The sequence below is a fragment of the Rhizobium sp. BR 362 genome (assembly GCF_036528765.1).
Classification (GTDB): Bacteria; Pseudomonadota; Alphaproteobacteria; order Rhizobiales; family Rhizobiaceae; genus Rhizobium.
The window spans coordinates 55,823-75,225 of sequence record NZ_JARWGH010000015.1 but is presented as its reverse complement, the minus strand read 5'-3'; the positions used below and the strand labels follow the sequence as shown (position 1 = coordinate 75,225).

The window sequence follows — 19,403 nt, the reverse complement described above, 5'->3', positions numbered from 1 at the left end:
TCTACCTATCCGACCAGTTCGCGCGCTGTCTCGCCATCAGCAGGACGAAGGAGAGCACGACGATGAGGATGAAGAAGATGACCGCCATGGCCGAGCCGTAGCCGATGTCGTAGTAGGCAAAGGCGGTGTTGTAGAGATAGATGTTGATCGTCTCGGAGGCAGTGCCCGGCCCTCCCTGCGTCATCGCATAGATGATGTCGAAGCTTTTGACCGCATCGATGCTGCGAATGATAACGGCGATCATCAGGAAGGGCGCGATCATCGGCAGCGTAAGATAGCGAAACTTCTGCCATGCATTTGCACCGTCGATCTCAGCGCTCTCGTAAGGTTCGCGCGGAACCGCTGCGAGGCCGCCGAGCACGATCAACATGACAAGCGGCGTCCACTGCCAGGTCTCGACCAGAACCAGCGACGGAATGACGCTGAATTGATTGTAGATCCATTCCTGCGGACCGATGCCGACGAAGGACAAAAGATAGTTCAGCACGCCGAGCTGCGGATGGAACATCATGGTCCAGACGAGCGCGATAGCGACAGGCGTCGCCATCATCGGCATGACGAAAATGCCGCGCAGAAAGCCGCGGAGAGGAAACTGCGCATCGAATATCAAAGCGGCAAGTGTGCCCAAGAACACCGGCGCGATGACGGAAAGCCCGGTATAGAGCACCGTGTGCCACAGCGCCTCCCAGAAGCGGGCGTCGGTTGCCAGGCGGACGTAATTGGCAAAGCCCGCAAAGCTTTGGGATTGCCCTAGCGTCCAGCTATTGATGCTCATCCATAGGGTGAAGACCCACGGAAAAACGATGACCGCGGCAATGACCACCAGGGCCGGAATGACGAAGGGCCAATAGTTGGGAGCAAGCCGATTTTTCGGCTTGCTCTTCGCCTTGGGGGTGGTCGCCGAAGTATCTTCGATGTGCACGGATGCCATTACCCCTCACTTCGGGCCAGCACCGGCTCGAACTGTGCGGTTGCAGTTTTCAGTTCGCTTTCCGGGTCTGCCCCGCCGATCATGTTGGTGAGCGCCACGCCGTAGATGTCGCGGAACTCGGTGACCGGTATGATGACCGGGAGGCCGAGCGCGGAGACCTTGCCGGAGCCGACCACGGCGTCGAGCCAGGCCCCAGGCATCTTGACGCCTTGACGGACCTTCTGATCCTCGAGAACGGACTGGCGGAACGGCACGCCGGCGCCAGCCTGCAGCAGCCGTGCACCCATGTCGTGCGAGACGACCCATTGGCAGAAGAGATAGGCCGCTTCCTTCTTCTGGCTCGCCGCCGTCACGCCGATACCGTCGCCGAAGGTGGCGGCCGCCTGTGCGGCGGGGCCCTTGGGAATGACGCTATAACCGACTTGACCGACGACGCGGGATTTTTCCGGATTTTCGATCGGCGGTGCAAAGCCGACGCCGTCGAACCACATGCCGATCTTGCCTTGTAGGAAGGCAGACTGAGACTCGGCCCAGTTGAAACCGGAGACGCCTGGAGGTGCAGCTTTGGTCATTAGGCGCTGATAGAGCTTGGCAGCCTCGATCGCCTCCGGCGACGTGGTGCGCAATTTGCCGTCCGGCGAAAGCGGCGTCATGCCGTAGCCCAGCATGAAGGCTGTCCAGACCGGCGTGTTGGCGTTCTTGAGGCCGCGGGCAACGAAGCCGTAGGTGTTGGTCGACTTGTCCGTGAGCGCTTCGGCGGCATTGGCCATTTCTTCGAAGGTCTGCGGGTATGTGAGGCCCTTCTTTTCGAAGAGGGCCTTGTTCCAATAGACGATCCAGTAATCCACCGAGAAGGGCAGGGAGCGCAGGACACCATTGGAATCCTTGGCGAACTTTAGGCCTGCCTCGGCAAAATCGCTTTCGACCAGCGACGGGTCCGTCAAGGACGGATCCTTCAGGAAGCCGCTGATGTCGGCGAGCCAGCCGCCCTTTTCGAACTGGCGCTTCTGCACGTGGTAGCTCAGATGCACGACGTCGAAGCTCGGTTTTCCGGAGCTGAGCTCGATTGTCGTCTTCTGGCGCTGCTGCTGTTCGGGCGTCGCCTCGGCATTCACCTTGATGCCTGTCAGCGCCTCGAACTCGCTGAGATATTTGAGGATGGTTTCGCTGCGCGGGCTTTTGACGAGGTTGACTTCCAGCGTTGTTCCTGAAAACCGCTTCCAGTCCACCGCTGCCGATGCCGTGCGCACGCCGAGCATGCTTGCCGCGCCCAAGGCTGCCGTTCCCGCCATAAAGTGGCGGCGTGTGGGATTGATGAATGACGATGACATGCTGATCCTCCTCCTTTGGCCGAAATCTCCTCATTTGCGGCCTGTTTCATTCAAATCTTCAATGCACGATCCCTTGCCCCGTTGATGTGCGAAACGAGAGATGCGACTGCATCCTCCGCGGATCGTCTTTCAATCGCCTCAAGTACTTGCAGGTGCTCGTTCATGACGGGCCCGACATGTCCGTTGATCCGAAAGCGGTCCTGGCTGATCAGCCGCATCTTGATCGAATTGACGCGATAGGCGTTCGAAATAATCGTGTTGCCGAGCGCGTCGATGAAGGCATCGTGCATGCCCCAGTCCACCGATTGCGCATGGACCTCAAGCTCCTGAGAGCCATCGCCCGCCTGGATGGCTGCGGCGATATCGCGATGCTGCTTCAAGAGTTTAGCGATCGTTTCGTCCGAAGCCGTATGGGTGAAGAGTGCAACGGCTTCCTTTTCCAGAAAGATGCGGAGCTGAAACGCCTCGCGGATCAGATTGAGATCGATATGGGCAATCTGGAGTCCGCGCTGCGGCACGGTCTTGATCAAGCCCTCGGCTTCGAGCCGGGGAATGAGTTCACGGATGGCGCCAAGCGGCAGGCCGGTGAGCTCCACAAGCCTGCGCTGCGAGACGAACTCGCCGGGCCGTACATCGCGAGCAAGCAGATGATGGGTAAAGCTTGCATAGGCTTTTTCCCGTAATGTCGGCTGCTCGTTCACACCGTCCATCCGTACCTCTCCGGTTCGCTTAAGCCGCCTTGGATCTGAAAAGTGCATTAAAGGCGCCGGCAAGATGAGTCTGCCCCTCGCCGGATATTGAAACGAGCGGCGGGCGAACCGCAAGCCAGATTTCATCCCCGGAGACGTGTGCTACCATGACTTTGACGGCCGCAGTCACCGGGAATTTCAGCAATTCCGGAACAAAATCCACGACGCGCGGATCATCCTTTCCCTCTTCCGCCATCAGCCGGACCTCGTTGGGCACGAAATTTGCCATGCCGGAAATCGCCCCCTGACCGCCCAAGCGGACGCCCCTGGCGAGATGGCGTTCGTCGCCGATCAGGATGATGAGATCGCCATGCGCCTTCAACAGCGCCTCCGTATATGGCCAATCGCCCGAGGAGTCCTTAACGCCGATGACGATGCCGGGAAAGGCGCTGCGTAGCCTGCTAATCAGCGCTACGGAGAGCGGCACCATGGTAATCGAAGGAATATTATAGACGATGATATCACGCGCTTTATCCGCCAGCCGGGCGAATACGGCGGAGAACCAGGCAAACAGTCCTTCGTCGCTGACGTTCTTGAAATAGAAAGGCGGTGCAAGCAGGATATTGCGAACGCCTTTCGTCAGCGCCGATCCCGCTTGTGCGGCGGCATCTTCGACGGAATCCGCCATCACGCCCACGATGATCTGCCTCGGCGTTATCCCTACTTCCAGGAAAGCGCCGAGCACCTCTTCACGCTCCTGCGTTCCGATGGAGGAGCCCTCGCCGGTGGTGCCGAAAAGCGTGACGCTCGAGCATCCAGACGCAAGGCATAGCTCTGCCTGTTTGATCATTGGGCCGATCGCGATATCGCCGCTGGTATCGAAGGGCGTCGTAAGCGCGACTGACAGACCGAATTTCCGAGACAAGTTCCGTTCCTCCAGATGAGCTGTCAGTATATACAGGCTAACATGTTAGTTGTATAGCCGGAATCGCACCCTGATATCGACTCCCTCCGGCCGGAGAAAGTCCTGCACGGGCGCATCATCTATAGGGGCGTTTCCAAAGGATGAGACGTCTCGTCTCCGAGGATAAGGCTGGCCGCGCCAATCAGGCCTGCGTGACGCCCGAGTTGCGCTGGAACGGTCGGTACGTCGCGATAGGCCGGCATGGCGCGCTCGCGGACCGTCGCCATAATGGTGTCGTGCAAAAGGTAGAAGCCGTGAGATATGCCGCCGCCCATCACCAGAATGTCCGGGGAGTAGAGGTGAAGCAAATTGGTGAAGCCGATCCCCAGCCAGCGAGCCTCCGCGTTCAGCAGTTCCAGCGCCAGCGCGTCGCCATTTCGCGCGGCATCGACAACGTGTCGCCCGGTCACTTCGCCATCGGCCGATAGGCTTCGCAGCATTGAGCCGTCGGATTGCCGGGTCCGCGCCGTTGCCCGCCTGCCAAGGGCTGTTCCGGAGGCAACAGCTTCGAAACAACCGATCGCACCGCAAAAGCATCGCTCGCCTTCGCTCGTGATCGTCATGTGACCGATTTCCGCAGCCAGGCCGCGCCTGCCATGCAAGGTCCGCCCATCGGCGATCACGCCGCCGCCAATGCCGGTCGATACGGTGACGAAGACCATCGATCGCGCGCCGCGGCCGGCGCCGTACCGCCATTCGCCAAGTGCCGCCGCGTTGGCGTCGTTTTCAAGCCGCACCGGCAGTTCGAACCGGCTGGAAAGAATGTCGGCAAGCGGCACCTCGTGCCATCCGGCAAGGGTGGGCGGGGCAATGACGATACCGGCCTCCGGATCGAGCGGGCCGGGGGCGCCGATCCCGATCCCGACCGGAGTGAGATCGGGCATTTCCGCTAGCGCGGCGGCCGCCAGCAACTCGATCTGCTGGATCACCGCAGCCGGTCCTCCCGCCGCATAGGTCGGTACGGCGGAAAATGACAGGAGGCTTCCCTCACTGTCCACCAGCGCAGCGCGGAGCTCCGTCCCACCGAGATCGAATGCGAGGGCAACTTTTTTCACGAAAGCCGGCTCTCCAATCCATGGAGCCAAGCCATCCGCTCGGCCAGGTTCTTGTCGCCGAAGGCCAGCGATCCGAGCACGACTGTTTGTGCTCCGGCCGCGCGCAACAGCGGCACGGTCTGCTCGCGAATGCCGCCATCGGCCGCCAGGATCACCTGATCCTCCCGGCCGGATTGTTTCAGCAGCGAGCGCGCTTCGAGCAGACGATCGCAGGCCTTTTCGGAAAGGCTTTGCCCTTTGACGCCGATCGATGTGCCAAGCAGGGTGACAAAGGCGACATGGTCGATGAACGGCCGCACGGCTGTAACGGGGGTCTCCAATCGCAGGACGACGCCGGCTTCGGCGCCGAGCTCCTTTGCCAGCGCAATGGCGCGCAAACCCGCTTCGCCGTTTTCGGCGTGAACGCTGATGAGATCCGCACCCGCTTCGATGAACTGACGCGTTTGCTCTTCGACGATTTCCGCCTCGACCATCAGATGAACATGGATCGGCCTAGCGGTTGCCTTTGCGATGCGCGCGACGAAATCCGGAAAGAAAAGGAATCCCGGCGTAAAGCGCGCATCGGCGACGTCGATGTGATGCAGGTCGGCATAGGGTTCTATGCGCTTAAGATCTGCTTCCATGTTGGCAAGATCGGCCGACCACAGCGAGAATTCGCCGAGCAGCCGGTTTCGGGGAAGCGCTGCGATGGCCGCCGGGCCTGAGAGGGTCTTGAGTGTCATGATGGGAAAAGGCTCCGGATCGTCTTGGATGCGAGAAAGGTAGCGATGGCATCTTGAACTTCGGCGAAATGCCGCGCCTTGTCGGCCGCCTTGGGAGTAACTTCGACAAGGCTCGCCTCGGTAATGGTATTGGCAAGAGTCTGCGCACAGGCCAGCGGATGGATCGCGTCCTGTTCGTTGCCGATAAGGAGGGTAGGGACTGCGAGGGCAGCAACCTTCTCCGGTGTCACCCCCGTACCGTCAGCCGCGATATCGGCCAGCACGGATGCAAAATCGACCGCATTCGGCCGGTCGAAATAGCTGAGCAGTGAGGCGAAGTTGTCGGGTGCGTTCGCGCGTATGTGCATGCCGATGTCGGAACCGGCGAAGCGCTCCCGGGCTTCCTCGATCGGATGCGATCGGAGCAAAGCCGCAACAAGGCGGACCGGCTCCAGATTGGCCGGCGCGGCGGCAAAGGCCCAGGCGGGACGGACGAGAACGAGCGCTGCGACGCGCTCCGGGTAGTGGTGAGCGAGGTAGAGGGCAATTGCTGCCCCCATGGAAATACCGCCGGCAACGAAGCGTTCGAATCCGCGATCTGTCGCGGCGGCCAGCACATCCTCGGCAAATATCCGAAGTGAAAAGGGCCTGATGTCGCCGAGCGACGAAGCACCATGTCCGCGGCACTCGATCGTGATGCGCCGCGCCTGTCCCTTTGGAAAGGTTTGCGCGACCTGCGCTTCATCGCCGCCGAGGCCGTGCTGAAAGAGGACCGGCAACCCTCGCCCGCTGTCGAAAACGGAAAGGCTGGCATCATCACGCATGAACGCCGCGCTTCCGTCCATCAGACCAATTCCCTGAGAAAGGCAGCGACGCTGGGGGCTTCGGCTGCCGAAAGTCCGTGCGTGACGAGCGGACCATCGAAACCGACAACTTTCAACCGTGCGACAAAATCGGGAAAATCGACGATACCTTGGCCGGCGGTAGCAAAGCGTCCGTCGGCATAACGATCCTTGGCATGTGCCATGGCGATGTGCCCGGCTGCGGTCTCGACCGCGCGTTCGACAATGGCGCGGGCTTCAAGCGGCGTTGTGCTTTCGAAAAGATTGGCCGGATCAAGGACGATGCGCAGCCTTCTCGATCCCATCTCTTCGATCAGCCGCTTGGCGTCTGAAGCCGATCGCACGATATTCGCCTGCTCCGGCTCGATGCCGAGATCGACGCCATGGTCCTCTGCCAGCGCCAGCGCTTTCGACATCTCTGCCGCCATGTCGGCCCAGGCGGAGGGATCAGCGTTGTCAGGATGATGCGCCCATTGATCACTGGGATGGCGCGTGCCGGTGCAGAGCGTGACGATCGGGATGGAAAGTGCCTCCGCCATCTCGATGATGACCGCGAGTTGGCGGAGACCTCTTTGCCGCACCGTCATGTCAGGGTGGGCCATATTGTAGGTTCCGGACAAGGCGGCAAGGGACACGCCCGTTGCGTGGACCGCCGCGCGGATCGCCGTCATGGCGGCTTCGGGCACGGCATCCGGCATGGGAGGCAGCCCGCAGCAGGCGAAATTGAACTGCGTGCAGGCATAGCCGCTGTGGCGCGCCGCCGACAGCACGTTCAAAGGATCGGTTCCTGGAAACGTCTTGGCGAATATCCCGACCTGCATCAGACGGCTCCCGTCACGGTCGCGAGTTCGACGCGCTCGCCAGTCTCCACGGACCGTGCGATCGCCACCATTGCGCGGATGGAGGCGATACCGTCCTCGACATCGGCGCCGCGCATTGGCGCGCCCTTCAGCGCTGTATCGGCAAGGCCTTCGAGCTGACGGCGGAAAAAATGCCCATCGGCACCGAGAGGTTTCCTGCTCGTTGCATCTTTCTCATGAAAGATTTCGACTTCGCTGGAGCGGAAGTACCAGGGATTAAAGGTCTTTGCGAGAACGGAGCCGTTTTCGCCGTAAAGCTGGAAACCCTCGTGCCAATCCATGCGGACGGCGACCGTTAGGTCGAGATGACCGAGGGCGCCATTGGCGAATTCGGTTTCCACGAACCAGCAATAGGCGCCTGCACGCTCGAGAAGGCGGGCGCGCACGGCGACGATATCGCCGCAGAAGAAGCGGGCGGTGTCGACCAGATGCGAACCATGCGCCAGCATGAAATATTGCCGGAGATCGGCTTTCGGATTGCCGGCCGGTTTTCGCGCAAGTTTGCTGGTAACCGGCAGTGGCTGCACGGCATCGGTGTTGGTGTAGCGGTGGGTGGAATCGCAATACCACGCCTTCAGCGCGAAGATCTGGCCGATGTCATTGTGAACGAAGTTGCGCGCGGCCTGAAGCGCTGGATCGAAACGCTTCATGTGCCCGACCTGCAGGATTTTGCCGGAGCGCCTGACGGCCTCGGTAAGCTGCTCCCCTTCCTCGACCGAAACGCCGATCGGCTTTTCGCAGAGCACATGCTTGCCGGCTTCAAGCGCCCTGATGGACATCGGCACATGATAGGCGTCCGAGGTGGCGACTATGACCGCTTCCAGATCGGGGTCGGCCAGCATCTGGTCGTAGTCGCCAAACATCTTCTGCGGCTCGTAGGTCGCTCCCATACGCGCAAGCAGATCGGGCGCCGCGTCACAGATTGCGTAGAGATCGGCATTTCGAGCCTTCACGCAGGATTCCAGATGCGCAAACTGGGCAATCGGGCCGCAGCCGAGGACCCCCACGCGAAGACGACGATTTTCCTTCTCAATCATGATGTTCTTCCTTAAGCGCCGTAGCTGCGCATCGTTTTGCGGTTCGCCTTTACGGCTGCGGCAGGGTCAGCCGCGGCCGTCTCGGATTCCTCTTCTAACACCAGCCATCCGATGAAGCGCGGTGCCTGTGAAACGAGGTCGATCACTGCGGCCGTATCGAGAACGCCTTTGCCGAGCATTGCCCATCGGCCGTGTGCGTCGACGTCTTTCAGGTGCAGATAGCGAATGCGATCCCGGTAGGTGCGCATCGTGTCGAGGATATCGTCATGTCCACGCAGGATATGGCCGGTGTCGGGAACCCAGCCGACCAGTGTGGGATCGAGCAATGCGAAGATCTGATCGTAGTCGGCTCGGTTGAACAGCAAGGTGTTGTGATGCGAACTCGGATGAACGGCGACCTCGACGCCGGATGCCTTGCCGAGCGCGCCGGCGCGATTGTAGAATTCGGCGGCGATGGCGAACTTGTCGTCGCGTGGCCCTTCGGAGACGATGGTGGCCGAGCCGATAGAGATGAGCGCGCCCGGAAATTGTGCGGCATAATCGATCCAGCGCTGCGCTGTCGCCAAATCTTTTTCCACCGCGTCGGCAACGGTGAAGCCGCTTTTTGAGCCGAAGGCGAAGGATATGAGCTGCAGCCCCTTATCCTCCAGAGCCCTGGCGAATTCGCCGGGCTTTGTACCGTAATAGCCGATCATCGTGTTGGTAATTTCGATGCCCGAGTAACCGCCGGCCGAAATCGCCGAGAGCAGGTCGTCCGGCGTTCCGGTCCAAGCGTCGCCGAGCATTTCCCATGTGAACGTCTGGCAGCCGACCTTCAAATCCTTGGTCATGTCATTATTCCTTGATTCCACCCTGCGTCAGGCCTTCGATAATGTGCCGTTGGAAGAAGAGGACCAAAACAATCAGTGGCACGGTGACGACCGCTGACGCGGCGGCGATGTCTCCCCAGGGCACGTAGTATTGGTTGGTGAAATTGGCGATGCCCACCGGAATGGTCTGGCTGTCGCTGTCCGAAGTGAAGGCGAGCGCGAACAGAAACTCGTTCCAGGCGGTGATGAACGCAAGCAGGCCCGTGGTCACGAGGCTTGGAAGGGACATCGGCAGGATGATATGCCAAAGCAGGCCGATCACCCCCACGCCATCCATGCGCGCGGCTTCGTCGATCTCCCGTGGCAGCGTTTCGAAATAGCCGAACAGAACCCAGGTCACGAGCGGCAGCCCAAGCGCCAGATAGGTGATTATCAGGGCTCGATAAGTATCCAGAAGGCCAAGATCGGACGCGATCAGATAGAGCGGTCCAACAAGCGCGATCTGCGGAAACATCGAGACCGACAGGATGACCATGAGAATTCCAAATCGCCCCTTCACATCGAGACGGGACAGCGCAAAGGCGGCAAGCGAACCGACGATCAGGCAGAGAGCCGTGGTCGCGAGCGATACGATAAGCGAGTTCAAGACATAATGGTGCAGGCCCTTTTCCACGAAGGCATTGTAATAATGCTCCAGCGTGAAGGGATGCGGGATGAGCGACGGCGTCCCTTCTGTCAGTGCCTTGTCAAGTTGGAACGACGTGGAGAACTGCCACAGGAACGGGCCCGCGGACCAGACGAGGATGAGAAGTGCGCCAACATAGATCGTGACACTCTGAACGATGGAGCGACTGCCGTTCATGTCGTCTTCCTTAGCTGCCTGACGAGGAAGAGACAGAACACCAGCGCAATCACGCCTTCGGTGATGAACATTGCGGTCGAAACGGCCGAACCGTAGCCGAACTGCAGTGTCGAGAAGAGCACTTTATAGGAGAGCGTCGAAAGCGTTTCCGTGGAATCGGCCGGACCGCCGCCTGTCAGCACATAGACCAGATCGAAAACGCGAAATGCATCCAGCGCCCTGAAAAGACCGGCGATCAGCAGGGTCGGCAGCAGCAGCGGCAGCCGGATATTCCAGAAGATCGTCCAGGCCCCGGCGCCGTCCATACGGGCGGCCTCGATCAACGATTTCGGAACGGTCTGAAGGCCGGTTAGCAGGAGCAATGCCATGAACGGCGTCGTTTTCCAGACATCGGCAAGGATAATCGTCGTCAGGGCGGTTTCGGGTGCGCCATACCAGTTCACATTCTGATCGATCAAACCGAGGTGGAGCAGGATGAAATTGATGATGCCGTGCTGTCCGTCGAACAGCCATCCGAACATTTTCGAGGTGACGACGGTTGGCATAGCCCAGGGAACGAGCATCGCCGCGCGGACGATACCGCGGCCGCTGAAATGCTCGCAAAGGATCAGTGCCATAGCCAGGCCGATCAGCGTCTCGAGCCCCGTCGAGGCGGCGGTGAACCAGATCGTATGCCACCAGGCATTCCAAAACGGCGGGTCCGCCAATAATTGCAGATAGTTGGCAAAGCCGACGAAATCATTGTCCTGCGTAATCAGGGAACGGTTGGTAAAGGAAAGATAGACACCATTGATGATCGGATAGAAGGAAACCGATCCGAGCGACATGAAGGCCGGCAACAGCAGGAGCCAAGGCCAGAGGGCGCTCGGAAGCGCCCCCATTGACCTTTGCATCCTGCTGTCGGCGGGGGCCGTCAATGTAGTGGCCATATCAGGCAACGATTTTGTTGATCTGATCGGCGGCAGCCTTGAGCTCAGCCTGGACATTGCCGCTGACCAGAGCCTTGGAAATGCTGGACTGCAGCGCCAGCGTCACCTTGGCATATTGCGGAGTGATCGGCCGGGGCGTGGCTCCGGTGAAGACGTTTTGAAGGCTTGCCATGAACGGCTGCTCGGCCTTCAGCTTCGCATTTTCGAAGATTGCGGGGCGCGAGGGCGCGAGGCCGAAATTTAGGGCAAGACGGGTCTGCGTTTCCGGAGATGACATCCAGGTCAGGAACTCGATCGCCGCTTCCCGCTTCTTGGAGTTGGCGTTGACGCCAAGCTGATAACCGCCGAGGCACGCCGCACTTTTGCTGCCGGCGAAATGGGGCAGCGGCGCAACGGCGACCTTGTCGACGACATGCGAGGCTTTCGGGTCCTGCGCGATCGGATAGACGTAGGACCAGTTGCGCATGAACATCGCTTCGCCCGAGGTGAAGGGCTGCCGGGAAGGCTCTTCATCCCACGAAAGAACGTTCTGCGGGCTGATCTCCGTCTTGTTGATCGTGTCGTAAAGGAACTGGATCGCCTCGACCGCGGCCTTCTCGCCGATTACAGACGATTTGCCGTCGGCTGCCAGGATGGAGCCGCCATTCGAGGTGATGACCTCAACAGCATCGCAGATGAGGACCTCTGCCTGCTTACCTTGCCAGAGATAGCCGAACTTGGCATCGCCAGCCTTCTGGGCAGCGGCCGCCATGGTTGCCATGTCGTCCCAGGTTTCTGGAACCTTGCCGCCATGCTTATCCACGAGGTCCTTGCGATAGTAGAACATGCCGGAATCGACAAACCATGGAAGTGCAGTCAGCTTTTCATTGTACGTGCAGGCAGCAACGGTTCCGGGAAAGTAATCGCCGCGCTTGTCCTTCGGGAAATATTCATCGAGCGGCAACGCCCAGCCTGCTGCGGCAAAGCCGGCGATCCAGATCACGTCCTGGCTGAAGACGTCGGGCGTTCCATTGCGGCGGGCCAATTGCTGGATCAGGCCCTGATAGACCTCGGTCGACGAACTCGGCGGTGGGAGTTCGATGAATTTGACCCTGATGCGGTCTTGCGACTCATTATAGGCCTTGACGAGATCGCCGATACCTTCCTTGCCGAAGAAACTTGCGCTGGCAAAGCTGATCTCGGTGCGATCGGCGGCTCGCGCAGTGCGCATTCCAAGACTTGATGCGACACCGAGGGTAGCCGCGCCCGCGGCTCCGAGCAGCAACTGGCGACGGTCGAGCATTACGGAACCTTCGGCCACATTCAAAGCGGCCGGCGCTTTCTTAAAATCGCTCATGTTTCCCTCCCAGGAAAAACTGGCGTCCTCCGAAATTCTCCGCGCCAGCATTGGCGTATGTTTGATAAAAATTTATCGCGCGTCAAGAAATAAGATGCTTTAAATCACTTTCGGCTGCATTGGGTCGGTTCGCCCATTGGGGCATATCGGTTGTCCGGTTCAGGGAGGATTCTTAAAAAATGAGCGGAAAAATGATGGAAAAACTTGGTGTTGGGGTCATCGGTTGTGGCAACATATCGATGACCTATCTCCGCAATGCCGCGCTGTTTGCCGGTATTGAACTGCGGGCCTGCGCCGATATATCGGCTGACGCTGCGGCTCTTCGCGCACGGGAATTCGGCATTCGCAGCGTAAGCGTCGATCAGCTACTTGTAGATCCCGAGGTCGATCTCGTTCTCAACCTGACTGTGCCTGCGGTGCATTTCGACGTCACCATGTCGGCGTTGTCCGCCGGCAAGCACGTCTTCACGGAAAAGCCGCTGACAACATCGGCTGCCGAGGGTCGGGTTTTGGTGGGCGAGGCGAAGAGCCGGGGGTTGCTGCTCGGCTCAGCGCCCGATACCTTCCTAGGCGCGGCAGGCCGGCGGGCGCGCCGCCTGATGGAGGAGGGTGCGATAGGCCGCCCCGTCACCGGCACCGCTTTCATGATGGGACGCGGCATGGAGCACTGGCACCCCAATCCGCAATTTTACTATCAGCCCGGCGGCGGTCCGGTTTTCGACATGGGACCCTATTACCTGACCATGATGGTGAATTTGCTCGGACCTGTGGTGCGCGTCATGGCGATGGCAACGAAAGGCCAGGACGAACGCCTCATAACCGCGGAAGGTCCTTTCCACAATACGCGGTTCAAGGTCGGCACGCCGACCAACGTTCTGTCGCTGCTCGAATTTCAATCCGGCGCGACCGTCAACTTCGGCGCATCCTGGGATGTCTTTCGCCATTCCAACCATCCGATCGAGTTGCACGGCACCGAAGGCTCGCTGCGCCTGCCCGATCCAGATACGTTCGGCGGCACGGTCTCTCTGTCGGAGCGAGGGGCCGAGTGGCGCAATTTCGAAAGCGATGGCGAACCTTACGGCGAACGAAACTGGCCGTTTGCCGCGCCGGACCGGGCAAATTACCGCATGCTCGGCGTTGCCGACTTGGCACGCGCACTTGCGGAAAACAGGCCGCCGCGCGCATCCGGGGAACTGGCTCTCCATGTGCTTGAGATCATGGAGGCTATTCTCGCCTCCGGCCAAAGCGGGCAGTCGGTCAGCGTCGGCGGCAGCTTGACGCGGCCGCCTCTTCTTGGCGAAGAAGAAGCGCGCAGTTTTCTCGCCTGATCGGCGGACGGAGGTGTGGTGTGACAGAATATCTCGACGAAGGTGCGCAATTCGTTCTCGATATCAGTAGGGCGGTGAAGGCTCGGCCGCTTGAAGACGGCACACCCGTGGAGGCCCGCATTGCCTATAGTGCCGGCAGCCCGGCGCTTCAGGGCGCGCGGGAGGCGGTTGCTTCCGTAGAAGATCGCCAGATGACCGGCCCGAACGGTCCGATCACCGTGCGCATCTACCGCGGCATCGGATCCCTTTCCAAGAATGGTCCGGGTCTTCTCTACCTTCATGGCGGCGGCTGGGTGATCGGCAATCTCGACTCGCATGACGAGATTTGCCGATGGTTCGCCAACCTCGCCAAATGCACCGTGGTCTGTCCGGACTATCGTCTGGCACCGGAGCACAAGTTTCCCGCCGGACTGATGGATTGCGCCGCGGCGCTGGAATTCATGGCCGAGGCTGCCGCGGATCTCGGCATCGATCCCAAACGCATCGCGGTTGTCGGCGACAGCGCAGGCGGTAATCTTGCGGCTGTGCTGGCTTTGATGGCGCGTTCAGGCGATGCCCCGCCAATTGCTGCGCAACTGCTCTTCTATCCCAATACGGATGCCAGCCAGACGGCCGACAGCTATCGCCGCTACGCCGAAGGCTTCGGTTTGACAGCGGCGACGATGAAATGGTTTCGCGACCATTACGTCCGCACGCCAGCCGATGTCGCGGATTGGAGGGTCTCACCCTTGCTGGCTGAAACTGTTGCCGCGGTAGCGCCGGCATTCATTGCCACGGCCGGACACGACATCCTCGTCGACGAAGGCACCGCCTATGCGCGGCGGCTGCAGGCGGGTGGGGTTCGGGTCGTGGCGCGCCTTTGGCCGGACCAGATACATGGTTTTGTGTCGATGGGAAGATTCATATCCGCCGCGCGGCAGGCGGTGGAGGAGGCGGTTACGGTGTGGCGGAGCTTTGAAGGGAGTCCCGATTAGAGACGGGCCGCTTCACGCCGATTGCCGCATGACCAGCATCCCGTCCAGCGAGACTTTGTCTGCGATCGTCTGAACCGGCGCGTCTGTATCTCCGAGAACCTTCAGCAGCGTGTCGACGCTGCGTGCCGTCATGGACGCAAAATCCTGCGCCATCGTCGTCAGCGGCGGACAGGTGTAGCGGCTCAATGGATGGTCGTCATGAGCCGCTATGCGCAGATCGTCGCCGTTCTTGCGTCCGACCTTCAGCCCATGGGCAAAAGCGGCAGCCATCACGCCGAAGGCAAGTCGGTCATTGGCGCAGAGGATAGTCTTGAATGACGGCTTCCCCGCTTTGAGCATCGCGTCCATTTGCTCGTAGCCGACGCGCTCGAAATCCCATGTATAGGCGGCAATGGACTTGATTACCTTGGGCGCATGGCCAGAAGCCTCCATCGTGGCGATATAACTCGCCAACCTCTCCGGGGAGTTATGATTGACGTGGGGAATGTCGAAATAGACCGGCGCCTCTCCTGATCGGCAGAGATATTCCACGATGGTCGAGACGCTCTGGTAATTATTGTTGCCGATGAATGGCGTGTTCCCCTCGATGTAGGTATCGAAATAGACGAGGGGAACATTCTGTGTGAGTTTTTCAAAGGCGCGCGGATCGGATTTCTGCCCGAGCGGGGCGGCGATCGCACCTGCCACCTTCAATGACAGCATGGTGCTGACGGCCTCGACCTCCAGTTCCGGCAGGCCGTGCGAGGAGATCACGATCGGCCAATAACCTTCATCCCGCAGCCGCAATTCCAGCCGGTTGACCATCTCGGTGTAAAAAGGGTCGGTGAGGGCCGGAACGAGAATGCCGACATTGCGGGTCCTCTTTCGATTGAGATTTCGAGCGTAAAGATTTGGCTGATAGTCCGACGCACGAAGCGCGGCTTCGATCTGCGCGCGCGTCGCCGGCTTCACGCTCGTCGGATCGTCAAAATATTTGGAAAGGGTTGGGCGAGAGACGCCGCAGGACTTTGCAAAGTCCTCCATAGTCTTATGCGTCAGCTTTTCCATCAAGAATCGACCATTTTCAAATCAGTGTACTCGCCAATGATGCGTCTGCGTGGAAGGACGCGCAACTGGTAAACGTAAATTCCAAGCAAGGTTTTTTGAGCTTTGTGTCACGCAAAAATATTGCACGCGAAAACATATAAATTAACGCGTAAATACAAGCCATAAGAAGCTGGCGGCGCGAGGCGTTGCCGAAGACCGTTCTCAACTTTTGTCGGCGGCGGATAGACGATCGAGAATGGCGTGGGCAGTATTTGCGTCCGTCACCAGAGCGTTGATCATGCCCGACCGCGCAGCGCCGATGATGCCGGGCGCCTTGGCAGGTGTTGCCGCAACCGCAATGCACAAGGGAATACGCCGCAATTGCTGCGGGTTGGCGGCAATCATACGCTCCTCGCCATCCCAATGAAGAATTTCGCCCGCCTCGGTAACATAGTGGCGCAGAACATCGCCGGCCGCATGGCTGAGCGCCTTTTCTCCGGGAAGGGCTGCCGTCGCTTCGGATGGATTGGCAACGTGCGTTAGGCCGACGCCGACGATCGCGGCATCCAGCTTGTTCCACAGCGACGTTACCTGCTGAACCGTGGGATCGGCGAGGAAAGCGTTGCGCAGCTCCGAAGATGAAATGTAAGGGGCGTGCAGGAAATGCGGAGTTCCGCCCATCTGCTCGGCGGCCTGACGCACGAACTCGTTGATTTGGAAATGCGGCGCTGCTTGCTGCATTCCCCCATTGAGGGCAACGGTTGCAATGCCCGGCAACTGTGGCAGGCCTGCAAAGGTAACTTCGCGAACAGCCCGTCCCCAGCCGATACCAAGCGTCGAACCCGATCGCAATCCAGCCTGCTGCAGCATTGTTCCGACCGGTGGGGCAAGCGCGCTGAGGATGTTTGACGATGGCGTTTCGATCACGACGGCGCTGCGTAACTCCAGGCCTTCAACAAGCGCCGCACCCAGATCCTCCGACGGGGAAAGATCGATCACCTCAATTCGAACGATCCCGGCCGAGCGCGCTTTCTGGAGCAGCCGCGAGACAGTAGCCGTTGATAATCCAAGCTTTTTAGCAATATCAACTTGCGACATATCGGATTGGTAATGCAGCTTCGCAACGGTATGCAGCAATGCACGGTTCGTTGCAGGCTCCTGGGACTGAGACGAATTCAGGTTGAAATTCCTTTCTGCAATGTGTTACACATTGGGCGCGTGAGGTGTTATCGCTCAAAATAGCCGGTTTCGCAACGATTATGCAGGCTCATGAGCGCTCTCCATGTTTTCGCTGCCATCCCTTCAAATTTTGGGATGGGACGCGCTTTCGCATCCGGTTTGGGGACGGGCTAAAGGGAGGATTAGATGTCGCGATTGACGACAGCCGAAATGCGAGGTTACCAGCAGATTTGCGGCCATGACGGAGCCATGATGGTTATCGCCTGCGATCAGCGCGGCGGCATGCGCAGCCTGCTCGCAAGCGATCCACAGGAACAAGCTGCTATCTCCGACAAGACCCTAGGCGACACGAAGGCTGATATCGCCATGTTCCTTGCTAGCAAGGCCTCGTGTGTTCTCGTCGATCCGATCTGTGCTGTTCCGGCATTGGTCGACGACCGGATTATCAGACGCGATACCGCACTTTTGATCGGCCTGGATGCCTCAGGTTGGGACACCTCGCCAGAAGGATATCGCCTTTCCAAGCTGGTTTCCGGCATTTCGGCCCGCCGTGTCCGTCAGCTCGGCGCCACTGGCGGCAAGATCATGGTCTATCTCCGCGCCGACCGCGATGACGCGAATAGCCACAACATCAAAATCCTGCGCCACTGCATCGAGGATTTCGCCCGCGAGGACCTGCTGTTGGTCGTCGAATTCCTGACATACAGGTTCGATGACGAAGATGAAGCGGATTATAAGGCGAAGTTGCCGTCGCTCGTCGTCGGCGGAAGCAAGATTTGCCTGGACTGCGGGGCGAAGGTTTTAAAGATTCCCTATCCTGGAACTGCCGAAGCCTGCGCGGAAGTCACAAAGGTTGCTGGGGATGTGCCTTGGGCGGTACTGTCGGCCGGTGTCGACCACTCGACGTTCCTGCAACAGGTGGAGGATGCCATGCGCAACGGCGCGTCCGGCGTCATCGCCGGTAGATCCTTATGGAAAGACTGCATCTCCCTCGATCGTTCTATCACGAGGGACCGGTTGGAAACGGTTGCTGTTCCGCGGCTACGTGAAATTCAAGCGGTGATATCAGCACATTTCAAAGGCATTAAGTCCGACCAGGGCCAGAAAGCAGATGTCTGAATTAGCCATTGGCGTCGACATTGGCGGCACGAATATTCGCACAGCTCTCGTCTCCAAGCGAGGCGAGATCCTCAAAAAGCTGTCGGAGCGGACACCGGCCGACCCGCGGCAGGTCTTCGAGCGCGTTGAGGCGATGGTAAAACAACTCGACACGGCTGATGTCGTTAGTCTTGGCGTCGGCATTCCCGGCCGTGTCGACATTACAAACCGTTCGGTCCTGTCCGGCGGCATCTTGAATTTGGCCGGCATGGACCTCGTCGATCAGTTGGAGACAAGTTTTGGCAAGAGGGTCGTCATCGAGAATGATTGCGGCATGGCCCTCATAGCCGAAATGAGTATCGGCGCTGCCAAGGGTTTTCAAAGCGTCGCGATGCTGACGATAGGGACCGGGATCGGTGGCGCGGTTGCCCAGGATGGGCGGATCTATCACGGCCATAGGACTGCAGGGCAGTTCGGTCACATCTGCGTTCGAGAGGATGGTCCGGAATGTGCGTGCGGCAGACGCGGTTGCGTCGAAACCTTCAGCTCGGGAACGGCGCTGCGCCGGCATATAAACGAAGCTGGGCTGTCGGCCGCATCCATTGCCGACATTTTTGAAATGGCGAAGAACGGAGATGCGCCGGCCAGGGCGGTGTTACACGCTTGGGCAGCACCCCTGCGTATAGCGCTTGACAACATAGCTGCTGCCATGGATCCGGAAGTCATCCTATTGGGAGGGGGCCTCGGCTCCGACGCTGTGCAAGCCCTCGCAGATCTTCCGGCCGTGGCGCCATGGTTTCGCCCGACGATCCTTCCGGCCAAACTCCGAGATGACGCAGGTGTCATCGGCGCTGGCCTGTCGGCGTTTTCAGGCACTTTCGGTTGCACAGAAAAGAATGTTGTGCTGGTCAACGGTGTGCCGGCGTCGGGCAAAAGCCATCTCGCCAAATTGCTATCGCAGCGCACCGGATGGCCGGTCCTTTCCCTCGATGGCATCAAGGATCCCTTCCTGCAGCACATTGGCGGCGTCGACCGAGAGTTCAATCGGACACTGGGGAAGGCAAGTTATCAGGCTATTTGGTCCGCAATTCGCGAGGCCCCCGCTGGGTCCACCTTTATTATCGACGCATGGTTCGGCTTTCAGCCCAAAACCGTGCTGGAAGCCTACATCAAAGGAGCTGGCGTCGATCGCGTCGCAGAACTTTGGTGCAAGGTCCCTGGCGCCGTGGCCGGGGACCGGTATGGCCGTCGCTTGAAAGACAGGCTGCCTGGTCATCCTGGGGCTGAATACATACCAGAACTGGTGGCGCTCGCGGATCGCGCCGAACCCATGCAATGCGGCCCATCGATGATCGTCGACCAAACGAAGGAACCGGATATGGACGACGTCACTGCCTGGATTTCGAAGGTATTTGGTCAGACATGAAAAATAGCCGCCTCCTAGGCGGCCGA

19 protein-coding genes are annotated in these 19,403 nt (G+C 59.6%); 4 read left to right on the top strand and 15 right to left on the bottom strand.

The features are described 5' to 3' along the window. Position 1 precedes the first annotated feature (1 nt). The 13 genes from QDY28_RS18955 to QDY28_RS18895 form a co-directional block, all read right to left on the bottom strand. A complete protein-coding gene (locus tag QDY28_RS18955) occupies positions 2-931 on the bottom strand; it encodes a carbohydrate ABC transporter permease (protein ID WP_331383203.1) in 930 nt (309 codons plus the stop codon). Continuing rightward, a complete protein-coding gene (locus tag QDY28_RS18950; RefSeq protein WP_331383202.1) occupies positions 931-2,262 on the bottom strand; it encodes an ABC transporter substrate-binding protein in 1,332 nt (443 codons plus the stop codon). The genes QDY28_RS18955 and QDY28_RS18950 overlap by 1 nt, the downstream gene beginning before the upstream one ends. 50 nt (positions 2,263-2,312) lie before the next feature. Further along, complete coding sequence (locus QDY28_RS18945; RefSeq protein WP_331383201.1) at positions 2,313-2,972, bottom strand: GntR family transcriptional regulator; 660 nt, start codon at positions 2,970-2,972, stop codon at positions 2,313-2,315. 19 nt (positions 2,973-2,991) lie between these two features. Beyond that, a complete protein-coding gene (locus QDY28_RS18940; RefSeq protein WP_331383200.1) occupies positions 2,992-3,876 on the bottom strand; it encodes a dihydrodipicolinate synthase family protein in 885 nt (294 codons plus the stop codon). A gap of 119 nt (positions 3,877-3,995) precedes the next feature. Then, complete coding sequence (locus QDY28_RS18935; protein ID WP_331383199.1) at positions 3,996-4,970, bottom strand: ROK family protein; 975 nt, start codon at positions 4,968-4,970, stop codon at positions 3,996-3,998. Next, positions 4,967-5,692 carry a ribulose-phosphate 3-epimerase gene (locus tag QDY28_RS18930; protein ID WP_331383198.1) on the bottom strand — a complete coding sequence of 242 codons (726 nt, stop codon included), beginning with the start codon at positions 5,690-5,692 and terminating at the stop codon, positions 4,967-4,969. Before QDY28_RS18930 ends, QDY28_RS18935 begins: the two co-directional genes overlap by 4 nt. Beyond that, the gene (locus tag QDY28_RS18925; RefSeq protein ID WP_331383197.1) at positions 5,689-6,516 is read right to left on the bottom strand and encodes an alpha/beta fold hydrolase; all 828 of its coding nucleotides are present in this window, start codon (positions 6,514-6,516) and stop codon (positions 5,689-5,691) included. Before QDY28_RS18925 ends, QDY28_RS18930 begins: the two co-directional genes overlap by 4 nt. Continuing rightward, on the bottom strand, positions 6,516-7,334 hold the full coding sequence (locus QDY28_RS18920) for a sugar phosphate isomerase/epimerase family protein (protein WP_331383196.1): 819 nt from the start codon (positions 7,332-7,334) through the stop codon (positions 6,516-6,518). Before QDY28_RS18920 ends, QDY28_RS18925 begins: the two co-directional genes overlap by 1 nt. Next, positions 7,334-8,410: a Gfo/Idh/MocA family protein gene (locus QDY28_RS18915; RefSeq protein WP_331383195.1), complete on the bottom strand. Its 1,077-nt coding sequence runs from the start codon at positions 8,408-8,410 to the stop codon at positions 7,334-7,336. Before QDY28_RS18915 ends, QDY28_RS18920 begins: the two co-directional genes overlap by 1 nt. An 11-nt stretch (positions 8,411-8,421) precedes the next feature. Next, positions 8,422-9,240 carry a sugar phosphate isomerase/epimerase family protein gene (locus QDY28_RS18910; protein WP_331383194.1) on the bottom strand — a complete coding sequence of 273 codons (819 nt, stop codon included), beginning with the start codon at positions 9,238-9,240 and terminating at the stop codon, positions 8,422-8,424. A gap of 4 nt (positions 9,241-9,244) precedes the next feature. Then, entirely contained in the window at positions 9,245-10,081 is an 837-nt protein-coding gene (locus tag QDY28_RS18905; protein ID WP_331383193.1) for a carbohydrate ABC transporter permease, read from the bottom strand. After that, positions 10,078-10,908: a carbohydrate ABC transporter permease gene (locus tag QDY28_RS18900; protein WP_442967561.1), complete on the bottom strand. Its 831-nt coding sequence runs from the start codon at positions 10,906-10,908 to the stop codon at positions 10,078-10,080. Before QDY28_RS18900 ends, QDY28_RS18905 begins: the two co-directional genes overlap by 4 nt. Positions 10,909-11,011: 103 nt before the next feature. Beyond that, on the bottom strand, positions 11,012-12,346 hold the full coding sequence (locus QDY28_RS18895; protein ID WP_331383191.1) for an ABC transporter substrate-binding protein: 1,335 nt from the start codon (positions 12,344-12,346) through the stop codon (positions 11,012-11,014). A 179-nt stretch (positions 12,347-12,525) separates the two neighbouring features. On the opposite strand from QDY28_RS18895, the gene QDY28_RS18890 reads away from it, so the two are divergent. Both QDY28_RS18890 and QDY28_RS18885 read left to right on the top strand, forming a co-directional pair. Further along, complete coding sequence (locus QDY28_RS18890) at positions 12,526-13,674, top strand: Gfo/Idh/MocA family protein (RefSeq protein WP_331383190.1); 1,149 nt, start codon at positions 12,526-12,528, stop codon at positions 13,672-13,674. Positions 13,675-13,694: 20 nt separating this feature from the next. Next, positions 13,695-14,648, top strand: a complete 954-nt coding sequence (locus tag QDY28_RS18885; protein ID WP_331383189.1) for an alpha/beta hydrolase — start codon at positions 13,695-13,697, stop codon at positions 14,646-14,648. A gap of 12 nt (positions 14,649-14,660) precedes the next feature. Here the strand turns inward: QDY28_RS18885 and QDY28_RS18880 are convergent, their stop codons facing one another. After that, on the bottom strand, positions 14,661-15,695 hold the full coding sequence (locus tag QDY28_RS18880) for a LacI family DNA-binding transcriptional regulator (protein WP_331383188.1): 1,035 nt from the start codon (positions 15,693-15,695) through the stop codon (positions 14,661-14,663). Positions 15,696-15,896: 201 nt separating this feature from the next. Then, on the bottom strand, positions 15,897-16,811 hold the full coding sequence (locus QDY28_RS18875; protein ID WP_331383187.1) for a sugar-binding transcriptional regulator: 915 nt from the start codon (positions 16,809-16,811) through the stop codon (positions 15,897-15,899). 228 nt (positions 16,812-17,039) lie between these two features. Between QDY28_RS18875 and QDY28_RS18870 the strand changes: the two genes are divergently transcribed. Next, positions 17,040-17,972, top strand: coding sequence for a tagatose-bisphosphate aldolase (locus tag QDY28_RS18870; protein ID WP_331383186.1), 933 nt, complete (start codon positions 17,040-17,042; stop codon positions 17,970-17,972). Beyond that, entirely contained in the window at positions 17,965-19,377 is a 1,413-nt protein-coding gene (locus tag QDY28_RS18865) for an ROK family protein (protein ID WP_331383185.1), read from the top strand. The genes QDY28_RS18870 and QDY28_RS18865 overlap by 8 nt, the downstream gene beginning before the upstream one ends. The last annotated feature ends 26 nt before the right edge of the window (positions 19,378-19,403 follow it).

What these genes read in the sequence shown, in the direction of transcription:
- QDY28_RS18955 (WP_331383203.1), bottom strand. Translation starts at nt 931, where the DNA reads ATGGCATCCGTGCACATCGAAGATACTTCGGCGACCACCCCCAAGGCG.
- QDY28_RS18950 (WP_331383202.1), bottom strand. Translation starts at nt 2,262, where the DNA reads ATGTCATCGTCATTCATCAATCCCACACGCCGCCACTTTATGGCGGGA.
- QDY28_RS18945 (WP_331383201.1), bottom strand. Translation starts at nt 2,972, where the DNA reads ATGGACGGTGTGAACGAGCAGCCGACATTACGGGAAAAAGCCTATGCA.
- QDY28_RS18930 (WP_331383198.1), bottom strand. Translation starts at nt 5,692, where the DNA reads ATGACACTCAAGACCCTCTCAGGCCCGGCGGCCATCGCAGCGCTTCCC.
- QDY28_RS18925 (WP_331383197.1), bottom strand. Translation starts at nt 6,516, where the DNA reads ATGGACGGAAGCGCGGCGTTCATGCGTGATGATGCCAGCCTTTCCGTT.
- QDY28_RS18920 (WP_331383196.1), bottom strand. Translation starts at nt 7,334, where the DNA reads ATGCAGGTCGGGATATTCGCCAAGACGTTTCCAGGAACCGATCCTTTG.
- QDY28_RS18915 (WP_331383195.1), bottom strand. Translation starts at nt 8,410, where the DNA reads ATGATTGAGAAGGAAAATCGTCGTCTTCGCGTGGGGGTCCTCGGCTGC.
- QDY28_RS18910 (WP_331383194.1), bottom strand. Translation starts at nt 9,240, where the DNA reads ATGACCAAGGATTTGAAGGTCGGCTGCCAGACGTTCACATGGGAAATG.
- QDY28_RS18905 (WP_331383193.1), bottom strand. Translation starts at nt 10,081, where the DNA reads ATGAACGGCAGTCGCTCCATCGTTCAGAGTGTCACGATCTATGTTGGC.
- QDY28_RS18900 (WP_442967561.1), bottom strand. Translation starts at nt 10,908, where the DNA reads ATGTCGCTCGGATCGGTTTCCTTCTATCCGATCATCAATGGTGTCTAT.
- QDY28_RS18895 (WP_331383191.1), bottom strand. Translation starts at nt 12,346, where the DNA reads ATGAGCGATTTTAAGAAAGCGCCGGCCGCTTTGAATGTGGCCGAAGGT.
- QDY28_RS18890 (WP_331383190.1), top strand. Translation starts at nt 12,526, where the DNA reads ATGAGCGGAAAAATGATGGAAAAACTTGGTGTTGGGGTCATCGGTTGT.
- QDY28_RS18880 (WP_331383188.1), bottom strand. Translation starts at nt 15,695, where the DNA reads ATGGAAAAGCTGACGCATAAGACTATGGAGGACTTTGCAAAGTCCTGC.
- QDY28_RS18870 (WP_331383186.1), top strand. Translation starts at nt 17,040, where the DNA reads ATGTCGCGATTGACGACAGCCGAAATGCGAGGTTACCAGCAGATTTGC.
- QDY28_RS18865 (WP_331383185.1), top strand. Translation starts at nt 17,965, where the DNA reads ATGTCTGAATTAGCCATTGGCGTCGACATTGGCGGCACGAATATTCGC.